General features: G+C 70.8%; 18 protein-coding genes and 1 pseudogene. 12 read left to right on the top strand and 7 right to left on the bottom strand.

Going from position 1 to position 21,850, the window contains the following annotated elements; genetic code table 11:
• Positions 1–5 precede the first annotated feature (5 nt).
• The 5 genes from FXF51_RS41340 (at position 6) to FXF51_RS41320 (ending at position 7,195) form a co-directional block, all read left to right on the top strand.
• Positions 6–1,709, top strand: coding sequence for an ABC transporter ATP-binding protein/permease (locus FXF51_RS41340; RefSeq protein ID WP_187414855.1), 1,704 nt, complete (start codon positions 6–8; stop codon positions 1,707–1,709).
• On the top strand, positions 1,706–3,439 hold the full coding sequence (gene cydC, locus FXF51_RS41335) for a thiol reductant ABC exporter subunit CydC (protein ID WP_148440215.1): 1,734 nt from the start codon (positions 1,706–1,708) through the stop codon (positions 3,437–3,439). Before FXF51_RS41340 ends, cydC begins: the two co-directional genes overlap by 4 nt.
• Before the next feature lie 184 nt (positions 3,440–3,623).
• Positions 3,624–5,720 carry a YcaO-like family protein gene (locus FXF51_RS41330; protein WP_148440214.1) on the top strand — a complete coding sequence of 699 codons (2,097 nt, stop codon included), beginning with the start codon at positions 3,624–3,626 and terminating at the stop codon, positions 5,718–5,720.
• Positions 5,721–5,734: 14 nt separating this feature from the next.
• Positions 5,735–6,478 (top strand): class I SAM-dependent DNA methyltransferase, encoded by a 744-nt coding sequence (locus tag FXF51_RS41325; protein WP_187414854.1) that lies wholly within the window; start codon positions 5,735–5,737, stop codon positions 6,476–6,478.
• Positions 6,479–6,484: 6 nt separating this feature from the next.
• Positions 6,485–7,195 carry a methyltransferase domain-containing protein gene (locus FXF51_RS41320; RefSeq protein ID WP_148440212.1) on the top strand — a complete coding sequence of 237 codons (711 nt, stop codon included), beginning with the start codon at positions 6,485–6,487 and terminating at the stop codon, positions 7,193–7,195.
• A 27-nt stretch (positions 7,196–7,222) separates the two neighbouring features.
• Here the strand turns inward: FXF51_RS41320 and FXF51_RS63555 are convergent, their stop codons facing one another.
• Complete coding sequence (locus tag FXF51_RS63555) at positions 7,223–7,441, bottom strand: hypothetical protein (RefSeq protein WP_316247661.1); 219 nt, start codon at positions 7,439–7,441, stop codon at positions 7,223–7,225.
• A gap of 259 nt (positions 7,442–7,700) precedes the next feature.
• Between FXF51_RS63555 and FXF51_RS41310 the strand changes: the two genes are divergently transcribed.
• From FXF51_RS41310 to FXF51_RS41290, 5 genes are all read left to right on the top strand, one after another.
• On the top strand, positions 7,701–9,467 hold the full coding sequence (locus FXF51_RS41310) for an ABC transporter ATP-binding protein (protein ID WP_222871685.1): 1,767 nt from the start codon (positions 7,701–7,703) through the stop codon (positions 9,465–9,467).
• Positions 9,467–11,230 carry an ABC transporter ATP-binding protein gene (locus FXF51_RS41305; RefSeq protein WP_148440210.1) on the top strand — a complete coding sequence of 588 codons (1,764 nt, stop codon included), beginning with the start codon at positions 9,467–9,469 and terminating at the stop codon, positions 11,228–11,230. The genes FXF51_RS41310 and FXF51_RS41305 overlap by 1 nt, the downstream gene beginning before the upstream one ends.
• Positions 11,227–12,021, top strand: coding sequence for a class I SAM-dependent methyltransferase (locus FXF51_RS41300; protein ID WP_148440209.1), 795 nt, complete (start codon positions 11,227–11,229; stop codon positions 12,019–12,021). The genes FXF51_RS41305 and FXF51_RS41300 overlap by 4 nt, the downstream gene beginning before the upstream one ends.
• A gap of 86 nt (positions 12,022–12,107) precedes the next feature.
• On the top strand, positions 12,108–12,836 hold the full coding sequence (locus FXF51_RS41295) for a class I SAM-dependent methyltransferase (protein ID WP_222871684.1): 729 nt from the start codon (positions 12,108–12,110) through the stop codon (positions 12,834–12,836).
• Positions 12,833–13,759: an NAD(P)/FAD-dependent oxidoreductase gene (locus FXF51_RS41290; protein ID WP_262380158.1), complete on the top strand. Its 927-nt coding sequence runs from the start codon at positions 12,833–12,835 to the stop codon at positions 13,757–13,759. The genes FXF51_RS41295 and FXF51_RS41290 overlap by 4 nt, the downstream gene beginning before the upstream one ends.
• 28 nt (positions 13,760–13,787) lie before the next feature.
• Here the strand turns inward: FXF51_RS41290 and FXF51_RS41285 are convergent, their stop codons facing one another.
• On the bottom strand, positions 13,788–15,950 hold the full coding sequence (locus FXF51_RS41285) for a class I SAM-dependent methyltransferase (protein WP_148440208.1): 2,163 nt from the start codon (positions 15,948–15,950) through the stop codon (positions 13,788–13,790).
• On the opposite strand from FXF51_RS41285, the gene FXF51_RS41280 reads away from it, so the two are divergent.
• Positions 15,940–16,986 (top strand): LacI family DNA-binding transcriptional regulator, encoded by a 1,047-nt coding sequence (locus tag FXF51_RS41280; protein ID WP_148440207.1) that lies wholly within the window; start codon positions 15,940–15,942, stop codon positions 16,984–16,986. The two genes, FXF51_RS41285 and FXF51_RS41280, sit on opposite strands and share 11 nt — an antisense overlap.
• 282 nt (positions 16,987–17,268) lie before the next feature.
• Here the strand turns inward: FXF51_RS41280 and FXF51_RS63095 are convergent.
• Positions 17,269–17,589: pseudogene (locus tag FXF51_RS63095) on the bottom strand (CocE/NonD family hydrolase); the annotation flags it as partial.
• A 235-nt stretch (positions 17,590–17,824) separates the two neighbouring features.
• Here FXF51_RS63095 and FXF51_RS41270 point away from each other — a divergent pair.
• Positions 17,825–18,067, top strand: a complete 243-nt coding sequence (locus FXF51_RS41270; protein ID WP_148440206.1) for a hypothetical protein — start codon at positions 17,825–17,827, stop codon at positions 18,065–18,067.
• 21 nt (positions 18,068–18,088) lie between these two features.
• On the opposite strand, the gene FXF51_RS41265 is transcribed toward FXF51_RS41270, so the two are convergent.
• From FXF51_RS41265 to FXF51_RS41250, 4 genes are read right to left on the bottom strand one after another with little or no spacing between them, the layout of a single operon-like run.
• Complete coding sequence (locus FXF51_RS41265) at positions 18,089–19,288, bottom strand: SGNH/GDSL hydrolase family protein (protein ID WP_148440205.1); 1,200 nt, start codon at positions 19,286–19,288, stop codon at positions 18,089–18,091.
• Positions 19,285–20,112 (bottom strand): endonuclease/exonuclease/phosphatase family protein, encoded by an 828-nt coding sequence (locus tag FXF51_RS41260; protein WP_148440204.1) that lies wholly within the window; start codon positions 20,110–20,112, stop codon positions 19,285–19,287. The genes FXF51_RS41265 and FXF51_RS41260 overlap by 4 nt, the downstream gene beginning before the upstream one ends.
• Before the next feature lie 51 nt (positions 20,113–20,163).
• Positions 20,164–20,970: a carbohydrate ABC transporter permease gene (locus FXF51_RS41255; protein ID WP_148440203.1), complete on the bottom strand. Its 807-nt coding sequence runs from the start codon at positions 20,968–20,970 to the stop codon at positions 20,164–20,166.
• The gene (locus FXF51_RS41250; RefSeq protein ID WP_222871683.1) at positions 20,967–21,827 is read right to left on the bottom strand and encodes a carbohydrate ABC transporter permease; all 861 of its coding nucleotides are present in this window, start codon (positions 21,825–21,827) and stop codon (positions 20,967–20,969) included. Before FXF51_RS41250 ends, FXF51_RS41255 begins: the two co-directional genes overlap by 4 nt.
• Positions 21,828–21,850: the final 23 nt, after the last annotated feature.

Genomic DNA, 21,850 nt, shown 5'->3' with positions numbered 1-21,850 from the left:
CACGGTTGTTACGTCTGGCCGCCGGCGCGCGCGGGTGGCTGGCGCTCGGTACGGCGGTGACGCTCGCCATCACCGCGACCCACGTGGGGCAGGGCATCGCGATCGCCCAGGCCCTGGCCGTCGTGTTCGCCGGACATCCGTGGCAGGGCGTGCTCGTTCCCTTGGCCGTCGTCGGGAGCATGCTGGTGACCAGGGCGGTCCTGCTGTGGGCACGCGAGCTGGTCACCGTGACCACCGGGCGGGCCGTGAAGAACTCCCTGCGCGGGCGCCTGTACGCCAAGCTCTTCGAGCTTGGGCCCGGTTACACCGCGGCCAACCGGACGGGCGCCACCCAGGCGACGGTGGTCGACGGCGTGGAGAAGATCGACGTGTACGTCAGCCGCTTCCTGTCCCAGCTGCTGGGCGCCGCCCTCGGCGCGCTGGCGATCCTGATCGGGCTCGTCCTCGTCGATCCGCTCGTCGGCGGCGTCCTGTTCGCCGGTGCGCTCGCGATCACCGCTACTCCCCTGCTGGCCCGGCGCCTGCAGGCCGAGCGGGCCGGCTGGTTCTGGGGGCTGTGGCGCCGGCTCGGCGCCGACTATCTCGACGTGCTGCAGGGCATGACGACGCTGAAGGCCTTCGGCGTCAGCCGCGAGCGCGGACGTGAGCTGGCGCGCGAATCCCACGAGTTCTACCGGGCCTCGATCGGTTTCGTGGCGGTGGCCAACCTGCGGACCGGCGCGATGGGGCTGCTGTCGGTCGCGGGTGTCTCCCTCGCGATCGGTCTGGGAGCCGTGCGACTGGCCACCGGGCAGCTCGACGTGCTGGGGCTGCTGCTGGTCCTGCTCCTGGCCCGTGAGGCGTTCCGGCCCCTGGAGGAGCTGCAGAAGGCCTACCACTCCGCCTACCCGGCCATCTCCGCCGCTGGTGGGATCCTCGAGTTGCTCGACGCCTCGCCGGCCGTCGTCGAGACGCGGCATCCGCAGCCGCCGCCGGCGTCTTCGTCCATCTCGTTCGATCGCGTGTCCTTCGGCTACAGGGACGGGCAGGACGTCATCGCCGGGCTGTCGTTCGCGGTGGAGGAAGGCCGGACGGTCGCGATCGTCGGCCGATCCGGCGCGGGCAAGAGCACTCTCGTCGCGCTGCTGCTGCGCTTCTTCGACCCAAGGTCCGGCCGCATCCTGGTCGGCGGGCAGGACATCCGGGAACTGTCCCTGGCGCGGTTACGCGGCCTGATCTCCGTGGTGGCCCAGGACACCTACCTCTTCCACGGCACGGTCCGCGACAACCTGCTGCTCGGCCGGCCGGACGCCGGTCCCGAGCGGGTGGAGGCGGCCGCGATCGCCGCCGGCGCCCACGGCTTCATCACCAGGCTGCCCGACGGGTACGACACCGTGGTCGGCGAGCGCGGCGCCACCCTGTCCGGCGGGGAGCGGCAGCGCATCGCCATCGCCCGCGCCCTGCTCAAAGACGCGCCGATCCTCGTCCTCGACGAGGCGACCTCCAGCATCGACTCGGCCAACGAGGCAGAGATCCAGCAGGCTCTCGACCGGCTGGCCGCCGGCCGTACGACGCTGGTCATCGCCCACCGGCTGTCAACCGTACGGGACGCCGACCGCATCCTGCTGCTCGACCACGGCCAGGTCGCAGACGCCGGCACCCACGCCGAGCTGCTCGAGCGGTCTGCGGGTTACCAGCAGCTCGTGGCGGCGCAGGCGGTGAGCCGATGATCTCCGGTCTCCGCCCCCTGCTGGCCGTCGTGCGGCCCTACCGGTTGCACCTGACCGGCGCCATCGGCAGCGGCGTGCTCGACCAGGCCCTCACCGTGGCGATCGCCGCGGTCGGCGCCTGGGTGGCCGGCACCGCGATCACCGGCGCGGGCGTGGCCGAGCTGCGCCCCGGGCTGATCGTGCTGGCCTGCCTGGTGATCCCCCGCGCGGTGCTGGCCTTCGTGGAGTCGCACATCGCCCACGACATGGCCTTCCGGATCCTGGTCGACATCCGGGAGCGGCTCTACGCGGGCTTCGAGCGGATCGCGCCCGCGCACCCCAAGGGGCACCGCTCCGGCGACCTGGCCTCCACGGTCATGGACGACGTCGAACGGCTGGAGGTGTTCTTCGCGCACACGCTGAGCCCGCTGTGCGTGGCGGTCGTGGTGCCGACCGGGTCGGTGGCGGCCCTGTGGTTCATCCATCCGGTGCTCGCCCTCGTCATCCTGCCGATCGCCGTCCTGGTGGCGTTCGTTCCCGCCTGGCTGCGCAAGCGGGCGACCGTCCAGGGCCGCGCGTGGCGGCTGCACCTCGGCAGGCTCAACGCCACCGCCGTGGACGGCGTGCAGGGGCTGCGCGAGATCGCCACGTTCGGCCAGGAGGAGCGTTTCCTGACCCGGCTCGGCGAGCACGGCCAAGACCTGCACGAGGCGCAGCTGGCCCACGGCAGCCGGGTCGGCGTCGAACGCGCCGTGACCGACCTGCTGATCGGGCTGGGAGTCGTCGGCGTGCTCGCCGGCTCGGCCGTCATGGTCGCCACCGGGGGCATGCCGGTGGTGCTCTTCCCGACCGCAGTCGTGCTGGCCGCCGCCGCGCTGGCACCCGTCACCAAGCTCAGCGACGCCGCCCGTGAGCTCGGCGTTGTCGCCGCAGCGGGCGAGCGGATCTTCGCGGTCGTCGACGCGCCCGCCATGGCCCCCGAGCCGGCCGCTCCGCCGCCGCTGCCCGCCCTGCCGCAGGCGCTCGATGTCTCCTTCCGCGACGTCTCCTTCCGGTACGGCCCCAGCCTGCCGCCGGCCGTTTCCGGCGTCACCTTCGACATCTCCGCGGGAGAGACGGTGGCGCTCGTGGGACACTCCGGCGCGGGCAAGTCGACGATCACCAACCTGCTGCTGCGCTTCTGGGACCCCGAATCGGGCTCGGTGCGAATCGCCGGTCACGACCCGCGCGACCTGTCCGACCAGGAGTTGCGCAGGCTGATCTCCGTAGTGCCGCAGGAGATCTACCTGCTCAACCGGACGGCCGCCGAGAACATCGCGCTGGGCAGGCCCGGCGCGAGCCAGGAGGAGATCGAGACTGCCGCCAAGGCCGCGCTGGCCCACGACTTCATCGTCGAGGAGCTGCCCGACGGCTACGACACCGTCGTCGGCGAATGGGGCGCACGGGTCTCGGGGGGCCAGCGGCAGCGCATCGCCATCGCCCGCGCGCTGCTGCGCGACGCGCCCATCCTCATCCTCGACGAGCCCGTCTCCAACGTGGACGCGGAGAGCGAGCGGCTGCTGGGTCTGGCCATGGCCCGGGTCCGCGCCGGCCGGACCACCCTGCTGGTGGCCCACCGGCTCTCCACGATCCGCACCGCCGACCGCTTGATCGTGCTCGATCACGGCAGGGTCGCCGAGATCGGCACGCACGCGGAGCTGGTGGCAGCCGGTGGCACCTACGCCCGGCTGGTCCGCCACCAGCTGCAGTAACCACCCACAGGAAAGGAGGTCAGCGCATGATCCGCGAAATCAGCACCGAACGGCGCCGCGACACCGTCGCGCCGCACAACCACAGCACGGGCTTCCGCGCCTTCCGCTGGAGCTGATCGAGGTGAAACCCGTGGGGCCGGCACACATCCGGCCCCACGGCCCCCGACGCGACAAGGATGCGATCTTGAAGCACATTCCGAGAGTCAACGTGGACGTACGTCCTCTGGGCGAGGACGCAACAGTGCTCATCACACCGGACGGCCGGATGTTCGAGATCGAGCGGCCTGCGGCGGACGTCGTCCGCGCCCTGGAAGACCTCGCCGCGACGCCACCCGGCGCGTCGCCGCCGTGGCCGGAACTGACCGGCCTGCTCGTCTCGACCGGCTCCCTCGTCGAAACCCCGCAGGCGCCCGTGCTCCTCGCCGATGCTGACTTACATCCCATCGTCACGAGGCTCGCCGCGCCTGCTGAGCAGACGCACCCCATCGGCGGCGATGTGCCGCTCGACCGGCCCCTGGCGCTGCTGACCACGCGATTCGACCCCGAGCTGCTGTTACGCGTGGACGACCAGCACACCGGACCGTGGACCTGCTTCTTCCTGGACCAGGGCAAGTGCTACTTCGGCCCCGCCATCGAGCCCGGCCGAACCGCCCCGTACCGGGACCTGCTGACCCGCCGGGCCTGCGTGACGCAGCGGCCGGACCTCGCCGACGCGCTCCTCCATCCCTCGCTGACCGGCGGCCTGCGCCCGCCTCCCCCGGACGTGCTGACCTATCTCGTGTCGATGTTCCTGGTCGAGCTGCGCCGCTGGCTGGCCGGCGAGCCCTGCGCCCTGGCCGGCAACGAGGTCGAGGTGGACCCCGCGGGTCCGGGCATCCGGCTCCATCCGTTCCTCCCTCTGCCGCGAAGCTCGTACCCGGAGGTGATCAACCACCGGATCACGGGTGCGGACCTGCTACTCGACGACCGCATCGGCATCGTGGCGGCCACCAGGGCCATCGAGCACGACGCGTCGATCCCGCGAGCCCTGACCACCGTGCAGGCCGACGTCGCCGATATGAACCGGCGTTTCCCCTGGGCCACCAACGTCCTGTGCGGGGCCAGCACCTTCGGCGACGTGGCCGGGGCGCGGGCGGCGGCGATCGGGGAGAGCGTGGAACGCTATTGCGCCAACTGGATCCAGCCGGAGCTGTTACGCAAGGCGTCCTACGCCAAGCTGCGGCAGGCCGGCGAGAACGCCCTCGCACCCGAGTCGATCGTCCTGTTCTCCGAAGCTCAGTACGCGGCGGACGGGTTCCCCTTCGTTCGCTTCGACGGCGACCTGCCGGTGCATTGGATCGCGGGCCGTTCCCTTACCCATGACCGGCCGGTCTGGGTGCCCGCCAGCCTGGCCTACTGCAACTACTACGTCGGGCCCTACTACCATGAGCCCGTCACGAACCCCCTGTACTACTCGGGTGTGGCGGCTGGGGAATCCTTCGACGACGCTGTACGGTCCGGGCTCGAAGAGGTGATCGAGCGGGACGCCACCATGGTCTGGTGGGCCCATCTGCCCGCCCTGCCGTCCCTGGAACCGACGCCGCGCCTGGCCGCGCTCTTCGACGGCACCCCCTGTCAGCGCGCGTGGCTGATTCAGCTGGCCAACGAGTTCGACGTCCCCGTGGTCGCCGGTGTCGTCGAGCACACCAGCGACCAGATCCTGACGATCGGCTTCGGCTGCCGCGACACCGTCGAGCTCGCGGCGGAAAAGGCCTGGGCCGAAGCATTGACACTCCAGGAGATCGCACGCGACCTGCAGAATCCGGACGGCCTGTACTGGGAGGCCGTCCGGGCCGGACGCAAGACGCGGCACTTCATGCACGAGTGGCGGGCCGACCGCGCCTACCTCGACAGCTTCCGCCCCGATTTCAGGGACGTCGGCGACCTGGAATGCCAGATGCAGGTCAACCTCGACCCCCGCGCCGTCGAGCGGGTGCGAAGCTGGCTGGACTCCGGAATCACCATCCCGGCTTCGTCCGTGTCCACGATGCCCGACCGCTCCCTGAGCACTTACCGGCAGCGGGTCGAGCAGGCCGGCTACGAGGTAATCGCCGTCGACCTCACCACCCCGGACGTCGCCGCGACCGGGCTACACGTCACCAGAACGCTCGTTCCCGGGCTGGCCGGCAACTTCGCCGCCGCCTTCCCCTACCTCGGCGCGGACCGGCTGCGTAACGCCGCGGTCAAGCTCGGCTGGCCCGCCAGGACAGAGCTGAACGTCTTCCCTCTCCCCCACGCGTGAAAGGAATGCCGACGATGAAAGACGCCGACGCCCTCAATGCCGTCGCCTACGGACCGGAATGGTCGGCCCGCTGGGAGGCGGAGTTCGGCGACCAGCCCGACACCCAGGACGCGGCCGACTACCTGGCCGGGCTGGCCGCCGGGCGGGCCGTGCTGGAGCTCGGCATCGGCACCGGCCGGCTCGCCCTCCCGCTGCTCGACCGCGAGCTGGCCGTGACCGGCGTGGACAACTCCCCCTGGATGCTCGAACAGCTGCGCGCCAAACCGCGTGGCGACGAGATCCAGGTCGTGGAAGGCGACTTCGCCGACGTGAAGGTCGACGGCGAGTTCGGCCTGGCCTTCATCTCCCGTTTCGCGCTGTCGGCGCTCACCACGCAGGAGGCGCAGGTGCAGTGCTTCGAGAACGTCGCCGCGCACCTGGCACCTGGCGGCTTCTTCGTCGTCGAGCTGATGGCGCCGGCCAGCGGCGTCCTGGAGAACGGCAGGGCCTGGGCCTCCAACGTCAAGCCCGACGCGGTCTCGCTGTTCGTCTCGACCGCCGACCACGTGACCCAGGAGATGCGCACCTGCCACATCAGGCTGAGCGAGAGGGAGGGCATCCAGCTGCGTCCCGGCGCGGTCCGCTACGTCTGGCCGTCCGAGCTCGACCTGATGGCCCGCGTCGCCGGCATGCGGTTGCACGAACGCTGGTCGAGCTGGGACAAGGCGCCTTTCACGGCCTCCTCGACCCGCAACATCTCGGCGTACCGGAAAGCGTGATCCGCCGTGGCCTCCCTTCCCGTCACCTCACCCGGATCGTGGGTCTTCTCCGGCGACGTCCCCGCGGTGTTCGTCGATCACGCCCGCCACTCCGTGCCGCTCTACGACGCCGGGCACGACCTCGTCTGCGACCTGTCCACCTGCTTCCTCGGCCGCGACCAGCCGCGCGTCGGCTATGAACTCGGCTCGGCCACCGGCCAACTCCTGCACCGCCTGGCCTCCCACGGCCCGGCCAACAGCGCCACTCACTGGATCGGGGTCGACCGTGAGGCCGCAATGGTCAAGGCCGCCCGCGAGCGCTGCGCCGATCTCGACAACGTCGAGGTCGTAGAGGGCGACCTCACCGCAATCGGCTTTCAGCAGTGCGACTTCGTGGTGGCGTACCTGACCATGCACTTCCTGCCGCCGGGGCATCGGCGGCAGGTGCTGCACCGGATTTGCCAGGCGCTCCGTCCCGGCGGGGCCTTCTTCATGTTCGACAAGGTCCTGGCGCCTGGCGCCCAGCTTGAGGACCTGATCACGACGCTGCACTACCGCTTCAAGCGCAACGCCGGACTGACCCCGGAAGAGATCCTCAACAAGAAGGAGAGCCTGCTCGGCGTGCTGCAGCCGGGCTCCACCAACGACAACCTCTCCGGCCTCAGGGAGGCCGGCTTCGCCAGCTACGGAACGATCCTGAAATATCTCGCCTTCGAGGGATTCATCGCGATCAAGTAGCTGCGGGCACGCGAGCCGAGGCGCACGTCAGCGGGCATCGGCGCTACGCACGGTCAGGATCCGGACGAGACGCTCCCCGCTGTGCCCGTCACGGCCGTGCCAGCAGCGGTAGTTGTCCAGTACCAGAATCTCGCCCTCGTCCAAGGCGAACCTGGGCAGCGTGGGCTCCACCTCCTGCGCGGCCGCGGCGAACCGGCCGATCAGCTCCCGGATGCGCTCGGCGTCCGGGTCACGGTGCAGCGGCACGGCCCCCTCGGTGCGGCGGACGACGCGCCGCCCCGTCCGGGTGGAAGCCGCGCCTGCTGGAAACCATGGCTGCGGCGGCGGGCGAGGAAGCCGACGGTCCGGGTGACCAGCACGATACCGAGACCTGCGGCGGTGACGGCGCCACCCGCTCAGGATGACCGGGTAGTTGAGCACGACAGAGTGATGGGTTACGAAATTACATGACAATGATTATCATTTACTGCGATCGCCGTCGGCTTCCGCTGCAAGGGATGGCCCCATGTCCGCTACCACGACCTCCTCGGCCCGAGAGACACCGTCAGTACTGGCCCCCGCCCGTGCCACCCTGATCGGCAGCGCCGTCGTGACCGGGATCAGCGCCCTGGCGGGGATGGCGCCCCTGATCGCCGTCGTCGAGATCAGCCGGCGCCTGCTCAATGGCGACACGGACGTGTGGCCGATCATCGTCGTCGCGCTGGTGGCCCTGGCCGTCAAACAGCTGGGCACCTTCGGCGCGGGCGTGCTGACGCATCTGGCGGACATCCGGGTGTCTTTCCGGATCCGCCGGAAGCTGCTGGGCAAGCTGCGCAGGCTGCCTCTCGGCTGGTTCACCGACCGCAACTCGGGCGTCGTGAAGAAGACGGTGGAGGACGACGTCGCCGCGTTGCACCAGCTCATCGCCCACTCGGTAGTGGAGGTGACGGCCGCCGCGGTCCCGATGGTCGTCGCGATCGGCTACCTGTTCGTCGTGGACTGGCGGATGGCGCTGGTCAGCCTCGTCCCGCTCGTCGCGGGGCTGGTCATGTACCAGCGCGCGATGGCCGGCGCGGGAACGAAGTACCCCGAGTTCATGGCGTGGCTGACCAGGCTGAGCGGAGCCGCGGTCGAGTTCGTCAACGGCATCGGGGTGGTCAAGGCGTTCGGCACGCCCGGCATGGCCGGCCGGCGTTTCCAGGAGGTGTCACGGAACTTCGCCCGCTTCTTCCTCGACTGGGCGAAGGCGACGACGACGGCCTCGGTCATCTCGGAGATCCTGCTGTCGCCGCCGAGCGTCCTGGCCGTCATGGCGGCGGCGGGCGGTCTCCTCACCGCCGTCGGCCAGTTGCCGCCGGTCAGCTTCATCGCGTTCCTGGTCTTCGGGACCGTCACCACGTCGGGCCTGATGACGGTCATGATGTCCGTCCATCCGCTGGTCACGGCGCTCGGCGTGGCGCGCGGCATCCGCGACGTGCTCTCCATGCCCGAACTGCCCATCCCGGCCGACCCCGTCGTTCCCGAGCCGGGCGCTCCCGGTCCGGTGGTGCGCCTGCGCGGCGTCCGGTTCGCCTACGGCGACACGGTCGCGCTCGACGGCGTCGATCTCGATCTGGAACCGGGCACGGTCACCGCCCTGGTCGGCCCGTCGGGGTCCGGCAAGTCCACGCTGGCCAAGCTGCTGCCCCGCTTCGACGACCCGCAGGAAGGCTCCGTGGAACTGCACGGGGTCGACCTGCGCGACATCGATCCCGCCGAGTTGTACCGGCATGTGGCCTTCGTCTTCCAGGACTCGGCGCTGCTGCGCATGAGCATCCGCGACAACATCCGCCTGGCCTGCCCCGACGCCGGCGACGAGGCGGTGCGCGCGGCGGCGGCCAAGGCCCGGATTCTCGACCGGCTCGACGAACTGCCACGTGGCCTGGACTCGGTGGCCGGCGAGGACGCGGAGCTGTCGGGGGGCGAACGGCAACGGGTGTGCGTCGCCCGCGCCATCCTGGCCGACCGGCCGATCCTCGTCCTCGACGAGGCGACCGCGAGCGCCGACCCCGAGAACGAGGCCCGCATCCAGGACGCGCTCAGCGAGGTCGCCCGCGACCGTACCGTCCTGGTCATCGCACACCGGCTGAGCACGATCCGCGGCGCCGACCGGATCGTCGTCCTCGACGAAGGCCGCATCACCGAACAGGGACGGCACGAGGACCTGCTCGCCCGCCAGGGCCTGTACGCCGAGCTGTGGGAGCACGACCAGCGCGCCCGCCAGGACGCCGCGCAGAGGCTGGAGGCCCGCTGATGATCGCCATGATCCGCTACCTGTCCGAGCTGCTCGACGCACGCGGCCGGCGCCACCTGCGCGTCATGCTCGCCGCCCAGGCCGGGCAGGGGGTCCTCCAAGGGCTGGCGTACCTGTTCGTCGCCCCCCTCGTGGGCGCCCTCACCAGCCCGCCGGTCGACTGGGGCCGCTTCTGGCTGTGGGCGGGCGCGATCGCCGCCTCGGTCGCCGTCCATCACGTCCTGCTGGCCTGGAGCACGTCTCTGGGGTACGTGGTCGGCACCGACGTGCTGACCGGTTTCCACGAGCGCCTCGGCAACCATCTGGCGACGCTGCCGATCGGCTGGTTCCGCGGCGACCGCACCGGGCCGATCGGGCGGATGCTCGGCAAGGGCACGATGGACGTCGCCAACATCCCCGCCCACCTGCTACGCCACGTCGTCGTCGGCGTCACCGCGCCCGCCACCATGGTCATCGGCAGTTTCGTGCTCGATTGGCGGATCGGCCTGGCGTTCACCGCCGGTGCGCTGTTGTGCGCGCTCGCGCTGCGGCTGCTCATGACGATCGTGCGGCGCAACGACGACGACTACGAGCACGACATCGGCGTCAGCGCCTCCCGCATCGTCGAGTATGCCCGCCAGCAGCCCACCCTGCGCGCCTACGGGGTTCTCGACCGGCCCGAGCTCGGCACCTTGGAGGAGTCCCTGGTCAGCCAGCAGGGCTCCCAGTCGCGCCTCACCATCCGCGGGGCGTGGGGACTCGTGGCGTTCTTCGGCGCGCTGCAACTGGTGGTCACGACCGTCATCGCGCTCACGGTCGTCTTCACCCTGCAGGGCACGATGACCGTCGCGGTCATGATCGGCCTGATGATCGTCACGCTGCGCATGCTCGACCCGATCTCCCAGCTCGGCGAGCTGGCCGGCACCGTCCAGGTCAACGCGGACGCCATCGGCAGGGTCAGGGCCCTGCTCGCGGTGCCGCCGCTGCCCGAACCGGCCGAGCCCGCCGAACCCGCCGGCACCGGCATCGAGCTGCGCGGCGTGCGCTTCGGCTACGACGACGGCCCCCTCGTCCTCGACGGCATCGACGCCACGATCCCCGCAGGCAGCTTCACCGCCGTCGTGGGCCCGTCCGGCGCGGGCAAGAGCACGCTGCTCAAGCTGCTCGGCCGGTTCTTCGACGCCACCGAGGGCGCGATCCTCATCGGCGGCCGGGACGTGCGCGACCTGGGCAGCGCGGGGGTCTCGCGGCTGACCGCGCAGGTGTTCCAGGACGTCTACCTGTTCGAGGGCACGATCGCCGACAACCTGCGCATGGCCGCGCCCGACGCCACCCAGGCCGACCTCGACCGGGTGGCGCGCGTCGCCCGTCTCGACGAGGTCGTCGAGCGCCTGCCCGACGGCTGGCACACCCGCGTCGGCGAGGCCGGCTCCACCCTGTCCGGCGGCGAGAAGCAGCGCGTCTCCATCGCCCGCGCCCTGCTCAAGGACGCCCCCATCGTGCTGCTGGACGAGGCCACGGCCGCCCTCGACCCGGCCAACGAGGCCGCCGTCGCCGACGCCCTCGCCGAACTGGCTCACGACCGCACCGTCATCGTCGTCGCCCACCGCCTGTCCACCGTGGTCGCCGCCGACCGCATCCTCGTCCTCGACCGGGGCCGCATCACCGAGCACGGCGACCACGACAGCCTCCTCGCCACCGGGGGCACGTACGCGCGCTTCTGGGACGAACGCGTCCGCGCCCGCGGCTGGCAACTCCGCAGACCCCGAAAGGAACCCGCATGATCGAGACCGTCTTCGACAGCGCCGCCGCCCACTACGCCGAGGTCTCGCCGCTGCTGTGGGGCCCCATCGGCGAAGCGACCGTCGCCGCCGCCGGCATCCGGCCCGGCGAGCGCGTCCTGGACGTGTGCTGCGGCGCGGGCGCCTCAGCCGTCCCGGCTGCGGAGGCGGCCGGGGCGCAGGGGCACGTGGACGCCGTCGACCTCGCCGGCGCACTCCTCGCCCACGGCCGCCGCCGCGCCGACGGCCTGCGGAACGTCCGTTTCGTCCAGGCCGACGTCACCACGTGGGAGGCTCAGGACGGCCTCCCGTACGACGTGGTGCAGTGCGTGCACGGCGTCTTCTTCCTGCCGGACATGGACGCCTCCGTCACCCGCCTGGCCGGACTGCTCCGGCCCGGTGGACGGCTGGTCGTCACCACGTGGGCGCAGGGCGCGATGGAGGCTTTCGGCCGCCTGTTCGCCGAGGCGGTCGCGCGGGTGCGCGAGACCCCGACCGCCCCGCCCGCCGGCAGCGAGGCGGCGTCCCGGCTCGCCACGGAGGAAGGGCTGGCCGCCTGGCTGACCGGCCTCGGCCTGACGCGGGCCACCGTGACCCGCGCCCCGCTGCGCATCCCCCTGGACGACGCACTCGCCTGGCAGGTCGTGCTCGGCAGCGGCTTCCGCGGCATGCTCACCGGCCTTCCGGACGCCGCCGTCGACCGGGTACGCGTCACGTTCGATCACCTGCTGGCCGAGCGGGATACGCGCGAATTGGACGCCACCTCCCTCATCGGGGCGGGCCTGCGCCCATGACCGGCGGCAGCGCCGACTCTTGACGGCCGCTTCCCCGTGTCCGTAATCTCTCGAAATGATTATGGTTATCACTTCATTACGAGAGGATGCGTGTGGCCGACGAGTACGAGCAATCAGCGGAATTCATCGATGTGATGATCGCGTCGCACTGGGCGGTCCTGGGGCCGCCCCTGGAAGAGGCGCTGCGCGGGGTCACCGATCCGGTGGTGGACGTGGGGGCAGGTGGCGGGCACGGCACCCGGGTGATCGCCGGGGCGTGCGGCGGTGAGATCGTGGCGGTCGAGCCGTCGCCTGGGCTGCGGTCCGTCCTGCTGGCCCGGGTGAACGAGGCCGCCGAGCTGCGTGACCGGGTGACCGTGCTGCCGGAGGGCCTGCTGGACGTCGACCTGCCGCCCCGGCTCGGCGCCGTCGTCGCCATGAACGTCCTCGGACACTTCTCTCCCGCCGACCGGCAGCGCATCTGGGCCCTGCTCGCCGAGCGCCTCGTCCCAGGGGGCCGGGCGGTGCTCAACCTGCAACCCCCCACCGAACCGGCGGCGGTGCCGCAAGCCCGGTCCGCCGACGTACGCCTGGGACGGCGACGCTACGAGGGCTGGGCCCGCGCGGAACCCACCGGCTCCGACCGCGTCACCTGGCACATGACCTACCGCACCCACCACGACGACCGGCTCGTCGGCGAGGTGACCGCCACCTACGACTGGTGGGTCCTCGACGAGCCGCAGCTCAAGGCGGAACTCGCCGGACACGGCCTGAGCCCCACGCCCACCGGCCCGGCCGAACTTGGCATGTACCTCATCAGCAGAGGAGACGCATGATGTACGAAGTGATCGTGATCGGCGGCGGACCGGCAGGGCTCAGCGCGGCGCTGGTGCTGGGCCGCCAGCGCCGCCGCGTCCTGGTGGTGGACGCCGGACAGCCCCGCAACGCGCCCGCCGCGGAGATGCACATGTACCTCGGCAGGGACGGCGGCTCCCCCGCACTCCTGCTGTCCGACGGGCGCGCCGAGCTCGCGACGTATCCGACGGTGGAGTTCCGGCAGGGACGCGTCACCTCAGTGGAAGGTGAGTCGGGCCGCTTCACGGTGACCCTGGCGGACGGAGAACGCGCCGAGACGTCCCGGCTGATGCTGACGAGCGGACTGACCGACCAGCCCGCCGATGTTCCCGGACTGGCTGAGCGGTGGGGCAAGAGCGTCTACCACTGCCCCTTCTGCCACGGTTACGAGACGAACGGCAAGGTACTCGCCGTCATCGGCAACGGCGCCGACGCGATGCTGGCCGCCTATGTCGCCGACCGCTACAGCGACGACGTGATCCTGTGCACGAACGGCCCTGCCGCCATGCCGGAGCCCGTCGCCGAAGTCATCAAGGCTCGCGGCATCCCGGTGAAGGAGACGCCTCTCACGGGCATCGAAGGTGACCTGGACGCGCTGACCCTGCGGTTCGCCGACGGGACGACACTGACACGCGAGGCCGTCTACCACCGTGCCCCCACCCGGCCCAACACCGAGCTGGCCGTGCGACTCGGCTGCGAGCTGCTGCCGGACGGCTGCGTCGAGGTGGACGAGTACGGCCGGACCAGCGTCGCCGGTGTCTACGCGGCCGGCGACGCCGCCCACCTGAAGGCCGTGCCGGATCCGGTGACGCTGGTGAGCCCGAGCGCCGCCGACGGCGTACGGGCGGCCGTGTGGCTGGAGCAGGAACTGTTCCGCGCGGGGCTGCCGGTGACGCTGGCTTGAACGGAGGGGCGGGAAACCGCCCCTCCGTTCAGAGCTTCGCCGCGACGAACAGGTGCTGAGCCGGGGCAGCCAGCGGCGAGGCGGCCCCCGGCAGTTCCAAGATCGGACGCAGCCCTGCCTCCGCCAGTTCGGCAGGCAACTCCCTTCCGGTGAAGAAGACGCGGCCCGTGCCACCTCGCCGGTCGCCCACGCCGAGATCCGGCTGACCCTCGCGCGGGGACATCAGGAACTGCATCGTGGCGAGCACCAGGTAGTGCTCGCGGATCGCCTCGGTCACCACCACCAGGCCACCGGGCGCCAGCAGCTCCCCGAGCCAGCGCAGCGACCGTCCCGCATTCCGGGCACAATGCAGGACGTTGGCGGCGATCACCACATCGGCGCCGCCGCGTTCCGCACCCTGGGCGACGAGATCGGCGTTGATGTCGAGCAGCGCGTAGCGGAGCCGGTCGCCGAACCGGTCCTCGGCCGCCATGGTGAAAAATCGAGACACGTCGGAGAACAGGTAATCCACCTCCGCGTCTCCGAGCCCGTCCAGCGCGGCTGCGGTGCTCCCTCCCGCTCCCCCGCCGAGTTCGACGACACGTAGTGGCCTCGCACGGGTGGCCGCGGCGCGAGCGAGGACGTGCCCAAGAGCGGCGTTCAGATAGGTGTTGCTGACGTTGTGCTGGTCCTTGCTGAGCGAGGTGAGCAGGTCACCGTCGGGAAAGAGCAGCGCCTGGGCCATGATCTCGTCCCGCAGCAGCTCGGGCAGATGGGCCAGGGCGGTGCGGAAGAAGACCGCCATCTCGTCCGGGTAACCGAGCGCGGCGCAGGCGCGTTCGAGGTCGTCCCCGTCGTCCCCGGCTCGCTCCGGTTCGGCCGTGGCCTCGTACCGGCCGCCGGGGTCGCGTCGTACGAGCCCTTCCGCGCTGAGGACCTCCAGCCAGCGTCGGACGATCCATGCATGCCGTGGCGCCGTACCGAGTGCTGCGACGAGCTCCTCGGCCGTCCGCGAGCCCCCCTGGGGCAGGACACCGCTCATCAGGGCGACCAGCGCCCGCAGGGCGATCTCGTCGAAGGTCCGGATAGCAGCCGGGAGGTGGGCGAGTGCAGTGTCGGGCACCGGTTGAGCAGCCCGATCGGCGGGCAGTCGCGCTCCCGTTCTGCCGGTCCGCGCAAGCGCGAGGCGTCCGGCGCGGTCGGCTTCCGCGGCACTCCCGGCCAGGCTGATCGCGTCCCGGCCCGCGCCGTCCGGGACCCGTGTGGTCAGTTGCCCGGGGATCGGCAGTCCCGCGCGACGGAGCTCTCGCCTGACCACCTCGACGAGCCTCGCGCGGGCGAACGCGCCCAGCGGCTCGTGCGGCCTGCCCACCCCGGCCAGCGCGTCGACGGGCAGGGCGGCGGCCTCCGCAGGCGACGCGACCTGCAGGAGCGCCGGGTCGGCGGGATCAAGGAACACCGCGCTGTCGGTGCCCTCCACCACCGCGCGCAGGCTCGCCCCGGACTCCGCTCCCGGAACGGACCGGAGGAGTCCGTTGGGGATGCCGGTCACCCGGACGGGATCGTCCCCGGCCACCAGTGCGGCAAGCGCGCCCGCCCGATCAGGTCCCAGTTCGTCCCAGGCGTGCACGGTGGCGGCGGGGCCGGCCGGCGCGTCCACGTGCAGTACGGCGTCGAACCGGTACCGGGTCAGCTCGGTGTCGGCCGTCAGGGTCTTGGCGTAGAGGCTGACGGCGACACTCCGGTTCGACCGCGCGGCGACGGCTGCCAGCGTCATCGGGTCGAACAGCAACTCGGTGTCGGCTGCGGCACGCGACTCCGCCGCGGCATCCGTCGCTTCCAGGCTGCGGCAGTGCTCCAAGAGCAGCCCGGAGTGACGTACGTCGCCGACGATCACGACTCCTCCAGGAGCTACAGCGTCGATCGCGTCGCGAAGCACTGCCGCCAGGTACTCCACACTCGGGAAGCACTGGGTGACGGAGTTGAGCAGCACGCAGTCGGGCCGTTCGCCGAGGTCGGCCAGAGCGACGCGGACCGCGTCGCCGTTGATCTCGTGCGCGGCGGCCCGCACCACCTCGACGCCGGGCAGCCCGAGCGTGCCGAGGCGGGCCACGACCGGCTCGGCGATGTCGGTCCCCACGTAGCCCTTGAGGTGGGAGTGCAGGCGGTGCAGCAGCTCGCCGCCGGAAGAAAGGGCGAACGTGACGGACAACCGGTCGGACGAACCCGCGGCCGACGAGCAGAGCTCGCAGGACGGCGGGCCGGGATCGGTCACCATCGCCTACATCGCCGAGTCCGCCGGGGTCTCCATCCCCACCGTCTCGAAGGTGATCAACGGACGGTCGGGAGTGTCGGCACAGACCCGTGCCCGCATCGAAGAGCTGGTCAATCAGTACGGCTACCGCAAGCCCACATCGAGCAGCCGCAACAACATCGTGGAGCTGGTGTTCCGCGAGCTTGAGAGCATGTGGGCGGTGGAGATCATCCGCGGGGTGGAGCGGGTGGCCCGCCGGGAACGCGCCGGGGTCATGGTCTCGGAGTTCGGCCTGCACGACTCCTCAGGCATGTCCATCGACGACACGGTCGGGCGTCGTCCGCGCTGCGTCCTGTCGGTGGCGCAGCTCTCACCGGCGGAGCGCGACCAGCTGAAGGCGAAGGGCATCCCGTTCGTCGTCTTCGACCCGATCGATGAGCTGCCGGACGACGTGCCGTTCGTCGGTGCCACCAACTGGAGGGGTGGCCAGGCGGCCACGCGGCACCTGATCGAGCTGGGGCACCGCCGCATCGCCATGATCAGCGGCCCGGATCACCCGTTCTGCCGTGCCCGGCTGGCCGGCTACTTCTCCGCGCTGACCGAGGCCGGCCTGCCCGCCGACCATGGCCTCGTCGTGCGCACCCTGCTCACCCGTGAGGACGGCTACGCCGCGGCACGTGATCTGCTCGCCCGGCCCGACCGGCCGAGCGCCATCTTCACCGCGAACGACCTGCAAGCGCTCGGCGTCTACCGGGCGGCCCGCGAGCTGGGATTGTCCATTCCCCGGGAGCTGAGTGTGGTCGGCTTCGACGACCTGCCGGTCGTGGCGTGGGTCGACCCGCCGCTGACCACGGTGCACCAGCCGTTGAGTGAGATGGCGATCGCCGCGACCGAGCTGGCGCTGGCCCTCGGGCGCGGCGAGGAGATCACGCAGGTGGGGTTGGAGATCGCGACCACCCTGACCGTCCGGGAGAGTACGGCCCCGCCAAGCTGAAACGAGGGCGCGGGCCTCGGCTGACGGGTGCCGCTTTCTGCTCGTGCACGCCTCGAGGGAACTGCTGTGCCACCGCTGGAGGGCTGGTGACCGGAGCAGGAGTGACGGCTGCTCGAACCTGGCCTTCGCCGAGCGGTGAGTGCTGGCCGATCGGGAGGACGACGGCGGACGGGTGTCTGGGATCGTGGAAGACCTGCTGGTCGGCGGCGCGCAGTATGGTGGCGGTGGCGCGGGTTCGCCGGTGCCGGGGTTGCGGTTGTGGCGAGGGAAGGCACCACTGGAGACCTGGACACGGATGCGGTGGCCGCGCCGGAACCGGTACGCCGTGGGCCACAGCCGCACCTGCGCTGCCGTGGTCGCGTCCGCATCGTGCAAGCTGACGAGCCCGTCGCAGACGTTGACGGAGCGACCGCCGGGATCGACGTCACACAGCCGGACGAAGACGTCGGCGTACGGCAGGCTGGAGCGGAAGTCGATATCGGCGCTCACCTCACCGATAACCTCCACGTCCTCCTTGAGCACGGACGTGGTGTAAATGAGGACGTCGGGCCGAGCCTCGAGGGCGGCGTTGTCGACGGGGCCGGCCTTCTCACCGAAGGCCATGCGCACGCCGCCGAGGGCAGTGCGCCTGCCGAGAATTCGATCCATGCAGGTCAAGCGGCATGTGAGTATTCGTGGAGGACACCGCCGAGCCGGGCTCGTCGGCGTATCTTCAGGTCGGTGATTCGCTCTGGATCTGTGATCGGATCGGGGACGGTACGCAGCGGCGCCGCTTGATCCAGGGCTTGGTGGCCCCGGGTTTTCGGGCGGAGATGGCCCCCTCGGCAACGTCGTGCGCATGGCACGCGGAGCGATCTCCTACCGACCGTCGCGCCCGGGCCGTGACGTGGTCATGCACGATGTCGTCAGCCTCGTCCCGGCCCAGCCGAGTGACATCGCCCAGCAGCTGCGGAAGGCCGCCGGGCACCGGCCGTACCAGCCGTTCGCCCTGCTCGTCGAGGGGCTGGTGATGGCGATCTCCCGGCCTCCTCCTTCAACGCCGCAGCCGGCTCGGCATGTGCGCGACGCCCCGCACCTGTGACGGCGCGGGGCAGGGCGGGCGTTACCGGAGCAGGGAGAGATCCACGGCGTCCGCCATCGCGGCGAAGCCGGCGGCGTTGGGGTGGATGTGGTCGCCCCTGTCGTAGGCGGGTGCCAGGGACTGTGGATCGAAGGGGTCGGCGACGGCGGTGGCGAAGTCGATGACGCCGTCGAACTCGCCGCTGGTGGCGATCCACGTGTTGACGGTCTGACGGTGGGCTTCGGCGGTCTCGGTGTAGCCGGAGCCGCCCTTGCGCGGGGTGATGGTGCCGCCGTAGATCATCGCACCCCGGGCGCGCACCTTGGTGATGATCTCCTTGTAGGCGGTGATGAGCTGGTCGGCGGTGGCGCCGTTGCGCAGGTCGTTGCCACCTTCCAGCAGGATGACGTGCGTCAGCCCCGCCCGGGAGAGCACGTCGCGTTCGAGGCGGTTGAGCAGGCTCTGGCCATCCTGGGCTGTGTCGGTGAGGACTCGGTTGCCGCCGATGCCGGTGTTCACCACCGCGGGGTGGCGGCCCGGCCCGGCCGCGAGTCTGGCCGCCAGCCGGTCGGGCCAGCGTTCGAAGCCGTCGACCTTGGTGCCCGAGCCGTCGGTGATGGAGTCGCCGACGGCCACCAGTGTGCCAGGGGTGGGGCCGTGGTTCACGGCGACGGCGTCCAGGAAGATCCAGCTTCGCATCGTGGCGGGGAAGGAGCCGCCGTCCAGGTCGCCGGTGTGGTCGCCGGGTTCGGAGACGTAGTTGGTCTGTACGGCCGAACGGTGCCAGGTCGCCGGACCGGTGGCGGTGGGCAGGTAGACGCTGACCGCCAGGTGCCGGCCCGTTCTGACGTGCAGACGGATCGGGTCGCTACGTACCGTCTGCCCCGCCGGGGCGGTCACCGAGGAGGCGCCGGAGAACGTGACCGGGCTCAGCGTCCCCTCCGCCAAGCTCGCGCCGCTTTCGCTGAGCGCGACCGTGACGGCGCCGAACGTGACGGGCTGATCGCCATGGGCGTTGGAGAGCTGGACCCGGACGGCGTTGCCACTGCCGCGCATGGGCACGACCATGCGGATGGTCTGGTTCTCGTAGAGCGGGGGGATGGCGGCGGCCGACGAGCGGTGCAGCGCGGTGGCCCAGGCGTCCACCCAGTGGCCGCCGGGATCCGCGTGTGCGGGGGCGGTGGTCAGCGCCAGGCCGAGGACGGCGGCGAGGAGGGCTCGGAACCTGATGACCGGTCTCACGGCAGCAGGACGTCGGTGACGAGCGGCAGATGGTCGGAGACGTCAGTGCTCACCAGCCAGGCCGAGCGCACATCGGAGCCCTTGGGCACGAAGATGTAGTCGAAGCGCCACGTGTTGGCCGCCGACAGTCCTTCGCCGACTCCGATTCGGGCCCACACGTCGTCATAGCGGTCCGTGAAGGTCGTCATGCCGGGGAAGGCGGGCACGGCGTTGGTGTCGCCCAGGAAGATGACCGGTTCCGCGGACTGGCCGAGCAGGTTCACGATGGCGTCGGCCTGTTCCTGCCATTCGGCGTCGCTGGTGTGCTGCATGTGGGAGTTGCCCAGCCGGACCCTCTTGCCCTGAATGTTGACGACGGCCTCCAGCAGCCCGCGCGGCTCACTGCCGGAGTACTGCGGAAGGCGGGTGTTGCGCGATTCGAGAATGGGCCAGCGGGACAGGAACGCCGTGCCGTACTGCCGTCGGGGCTGGCCCGCCTCCAGCGGGTCGAGGTCGATGTTGGGACCGTACGTCTGGTGCATGCCGAGCATCTTGGCCAGCTCGCTCGCGGTGTCGAGCCAGTTGCTGCGCACGCGGAAGTGCTTGTCGACCTCCTGCAGCCCGACGACGTCGGGATCGATCGCCTCGATGATCTCGGCAGTGTGCTCGAGGTCGAAGACGTTGTCCGGTCCCGCGCCGTAGTGGATGTTGAAGCTGGCCACGCGGAGGACTCCGCGCTTGATGCGGCGCTTGTCCACGGTCGCGGCGGCCGGGACGGCGGCCAGGCCGACTCCGGCCGCCGCGACCGCGCTCGCGCCGAGCAGACCTCTTCTGCTGATGCTCATGGTGGGGGGGTTCCTTCCTGTTCACGGTAAGCCGATGACCGGGAGACGTGACTACTTGAGCGCGCCGGACGTGAGCCCAGCGACGATCCGCTTCTGAAAGACCAGTACGAGGATGACGAGGGGGATCGTGACGATGACGCCGGCGGCCATCTGGGTGCCGAAGGGCGTGTCGAAGTCCGAGGCGCCGCCGAACTGGGCCACGCGTACGGTGGCCGTCTGCATGTCCGCCTTGCTGATCATGGTGAGGGCGATCATGAATTCGTTCCAGGTGGCGAAGAACGCCAGGATCGCGGTGGTGAACACGCCGGGGGCGGCGACGGGCAGGATCACCCGGCGGAAGGCCCCGAAGCGGGTGCAGCCGTCGATGGTGGCGGCCTGCTCCAGCTCGTGCGGCATCTGGCGGAAGAACGCGGTGAGCGTCCAGACGGCCAGCGGCAGAGCGAACGACATGCTCGGGATGATCATGGCGTGATAAGTGTTGATCCAGCCCAGCTCGGTGAAGAGCTTGAGCAGGGGAACGATCAGTAGCGCTCCGGGGAACATCGACGTGCCGATGATCAGCCCGAGCACCAGGTTCTTGCCGCGGAAGCTGAGCCTGGCCAGTGCGTAGGCGCAGCAGATGCCGAACAGCAGCGTCAGCACGGTGGTGGCGGCCGACACGACGAGGCTGTTGAGCAGCGCTCGGCCGAAGTCGCTGTGCCCGGAGAAGACCGCGGCGTAGTTCTCCAGTGACGGTGGCGACGGCCAGGGCGTGGTGCTGAAGATGTCCCCGGTGCGGCGCAGGCTGGAGACGATCATCCAGTAGAACGGCGCCAGGCAGTACACCACGATGACTCCGGCGGCCAGGGCTTTCTTCATGCCGCTCGCTTCCTTGATCGCGCGTCGGCGAGCAGGTCGGCGCCGAGCAACCGGACGAAGATCAGCACGATGACGGACACGTAGGTGATGAGCACGATCCCGTACGCGGCCGCGGGCCCGTATCTAAGCTGGGTGGCCTCGTCCCAGACCAGGGCCGGCAGGGTCTCCACCGAGAGCTTGCCGCGGCCGATCATCACGAACGGCAGGTCGAACATGGCCAGCGCGTCCAGGACGCGGAATAGCACCGCCACCACCAGCGCGGGCTTGACCAGTGGCAGAGTGATCCGCCAGAACGTCTGCCAGGCCGAGGCCCCGTCCACCTTCGCGGCCTCGTAGACCATGGCCGGGATGATCTGCAGCCCAGCCAGCACCAGCAGCCCGACGAACGGCGCGGTCTTCCAGACGTCGGCGATGATGACGGCGAGCTTGGCCTGCACGCCTTCGGTCGTCCACAGGATCTTCTCGCCGATGATGGCGTTGGCCACGCCGTCGGCCTGGAACACCCACCGCCACATCAGTCCGGAGATGGCCGTGGGCACCGCCCAGGGGATCAGGATGCTGGCCCGTATCAGGCCCTTGCCACGCAGGACACTGTGCATGACCAGCGCCATGGCGACGCCGAGCAAGGTCTCGAGCACGACGGTGGTGAGGGTGAACACCGTCGTGTTGGCCAGGGCGTTGACGAAGCGCTCGCCGAGCAGCCCGGCGTAGTGTGCCAGGCCGACGAACCGCTCGCCCTCGACGACGAAGCCGTCGGCGTCCAGGCCCTCCCCGCTGACGTACATCGACTCGCGGACCACGGCGAGCAGGGGGTAGAACACCACCAGGGCCAGCACGAGGAGGGTGGGAGAGATCATCAGTGCGGTGAACCACCGCGCGC

It is taken from the genome of Nonomuraea sp. PA05 (assembly GCF_008086045.1).
Classification (GTDB): domain Bacteria; phylum Actinomycetota; class Actinomycetes; order Streptosporangiales; family Streptosporangiaceae; genus Nonomuraea; species Nonomuraea monospora.
The sequence above is the reverse complement of the archived record's forward strand: the minus strand, read 5'-3'. Positions and strand labels throughout refer to the sequence as shown.

Coding starts and splice junctions, on each gene's coding strand:
- cydC (WP_148440215.1), top strand. CDS start 1,706: ATGATCTCCGGTCTCCGCCCCCTGCTGGCCGTCGTGCGGCCCTACCGG.
- FXF51_RS41325 (WP_187414854.1), top strand. CDS start 5,735: ATGAAAGACGCCGACGCCCTCAATGCCGTCGCCTACGGACCGGAATGG.
- FXF51_RS41310 (WP_222871685.1), top strand. CDS start 7,701: ATGTCCGCTACCACGACCTCCTCGGCCCGAGAGACACCGTCAGTACTG.
- FXF51_RS41305 (WP_148440210.1), top strand. CDS start 9,467: ATGATCGCCATGATCCGCTACCTGTCCGAGCTGCTCGACGCACGCGGC.
- FXF51_RS41300 (WP_148440209.1), top strand. CDS start 11,227: ATGATCGAGACCGTCTTCGACAGCGCCGCCGCCCACTACGCCGAGGTC.
- FXF51_RS41295 (WP_222871684.1), top strand. CDS start 12,108: ATGCGTGTGGCCGACGAGTACGAGCAATCAGCGGAATTCATCGATGTG.
- FXF51_RS41290 (WP_262380158.1), top strand. CDS start 12,833: ATGATGTACGAAGTGATCGTGATCGGCGGCGGACCGGCAGGGCTCAGC.
- FXF51_RS41270 (WP_148440206.1), top strand. CDS start 17,825: ATGGCACGCGGAGCGATCTCCTACCGACCGTCGCGCCCGGGCCGTGAC.
- FXF51_RS41260 (WP_148440204.1), bottom strand. CDS start 20,112: ATGAGCATCAGCAGAAGAGGTCTGCTCGGCGCGAGCGCGGTCGCGGCG.
- FXF51_RS41255 (WP_148440203.1), bottom strand. CDS start 20,970: ATGAAGAAAGCCCTGGCCGCCGGAGTCATCGTGGTGTACTGCCTGGCG.
- FXF51_RS41250 (WP_222871683.1), bottom strand. CDS start 21,827: ATGATCTCTCCCACCCTCCTCGTGCTGGCCCTGGTGGTGTTCTACCCC.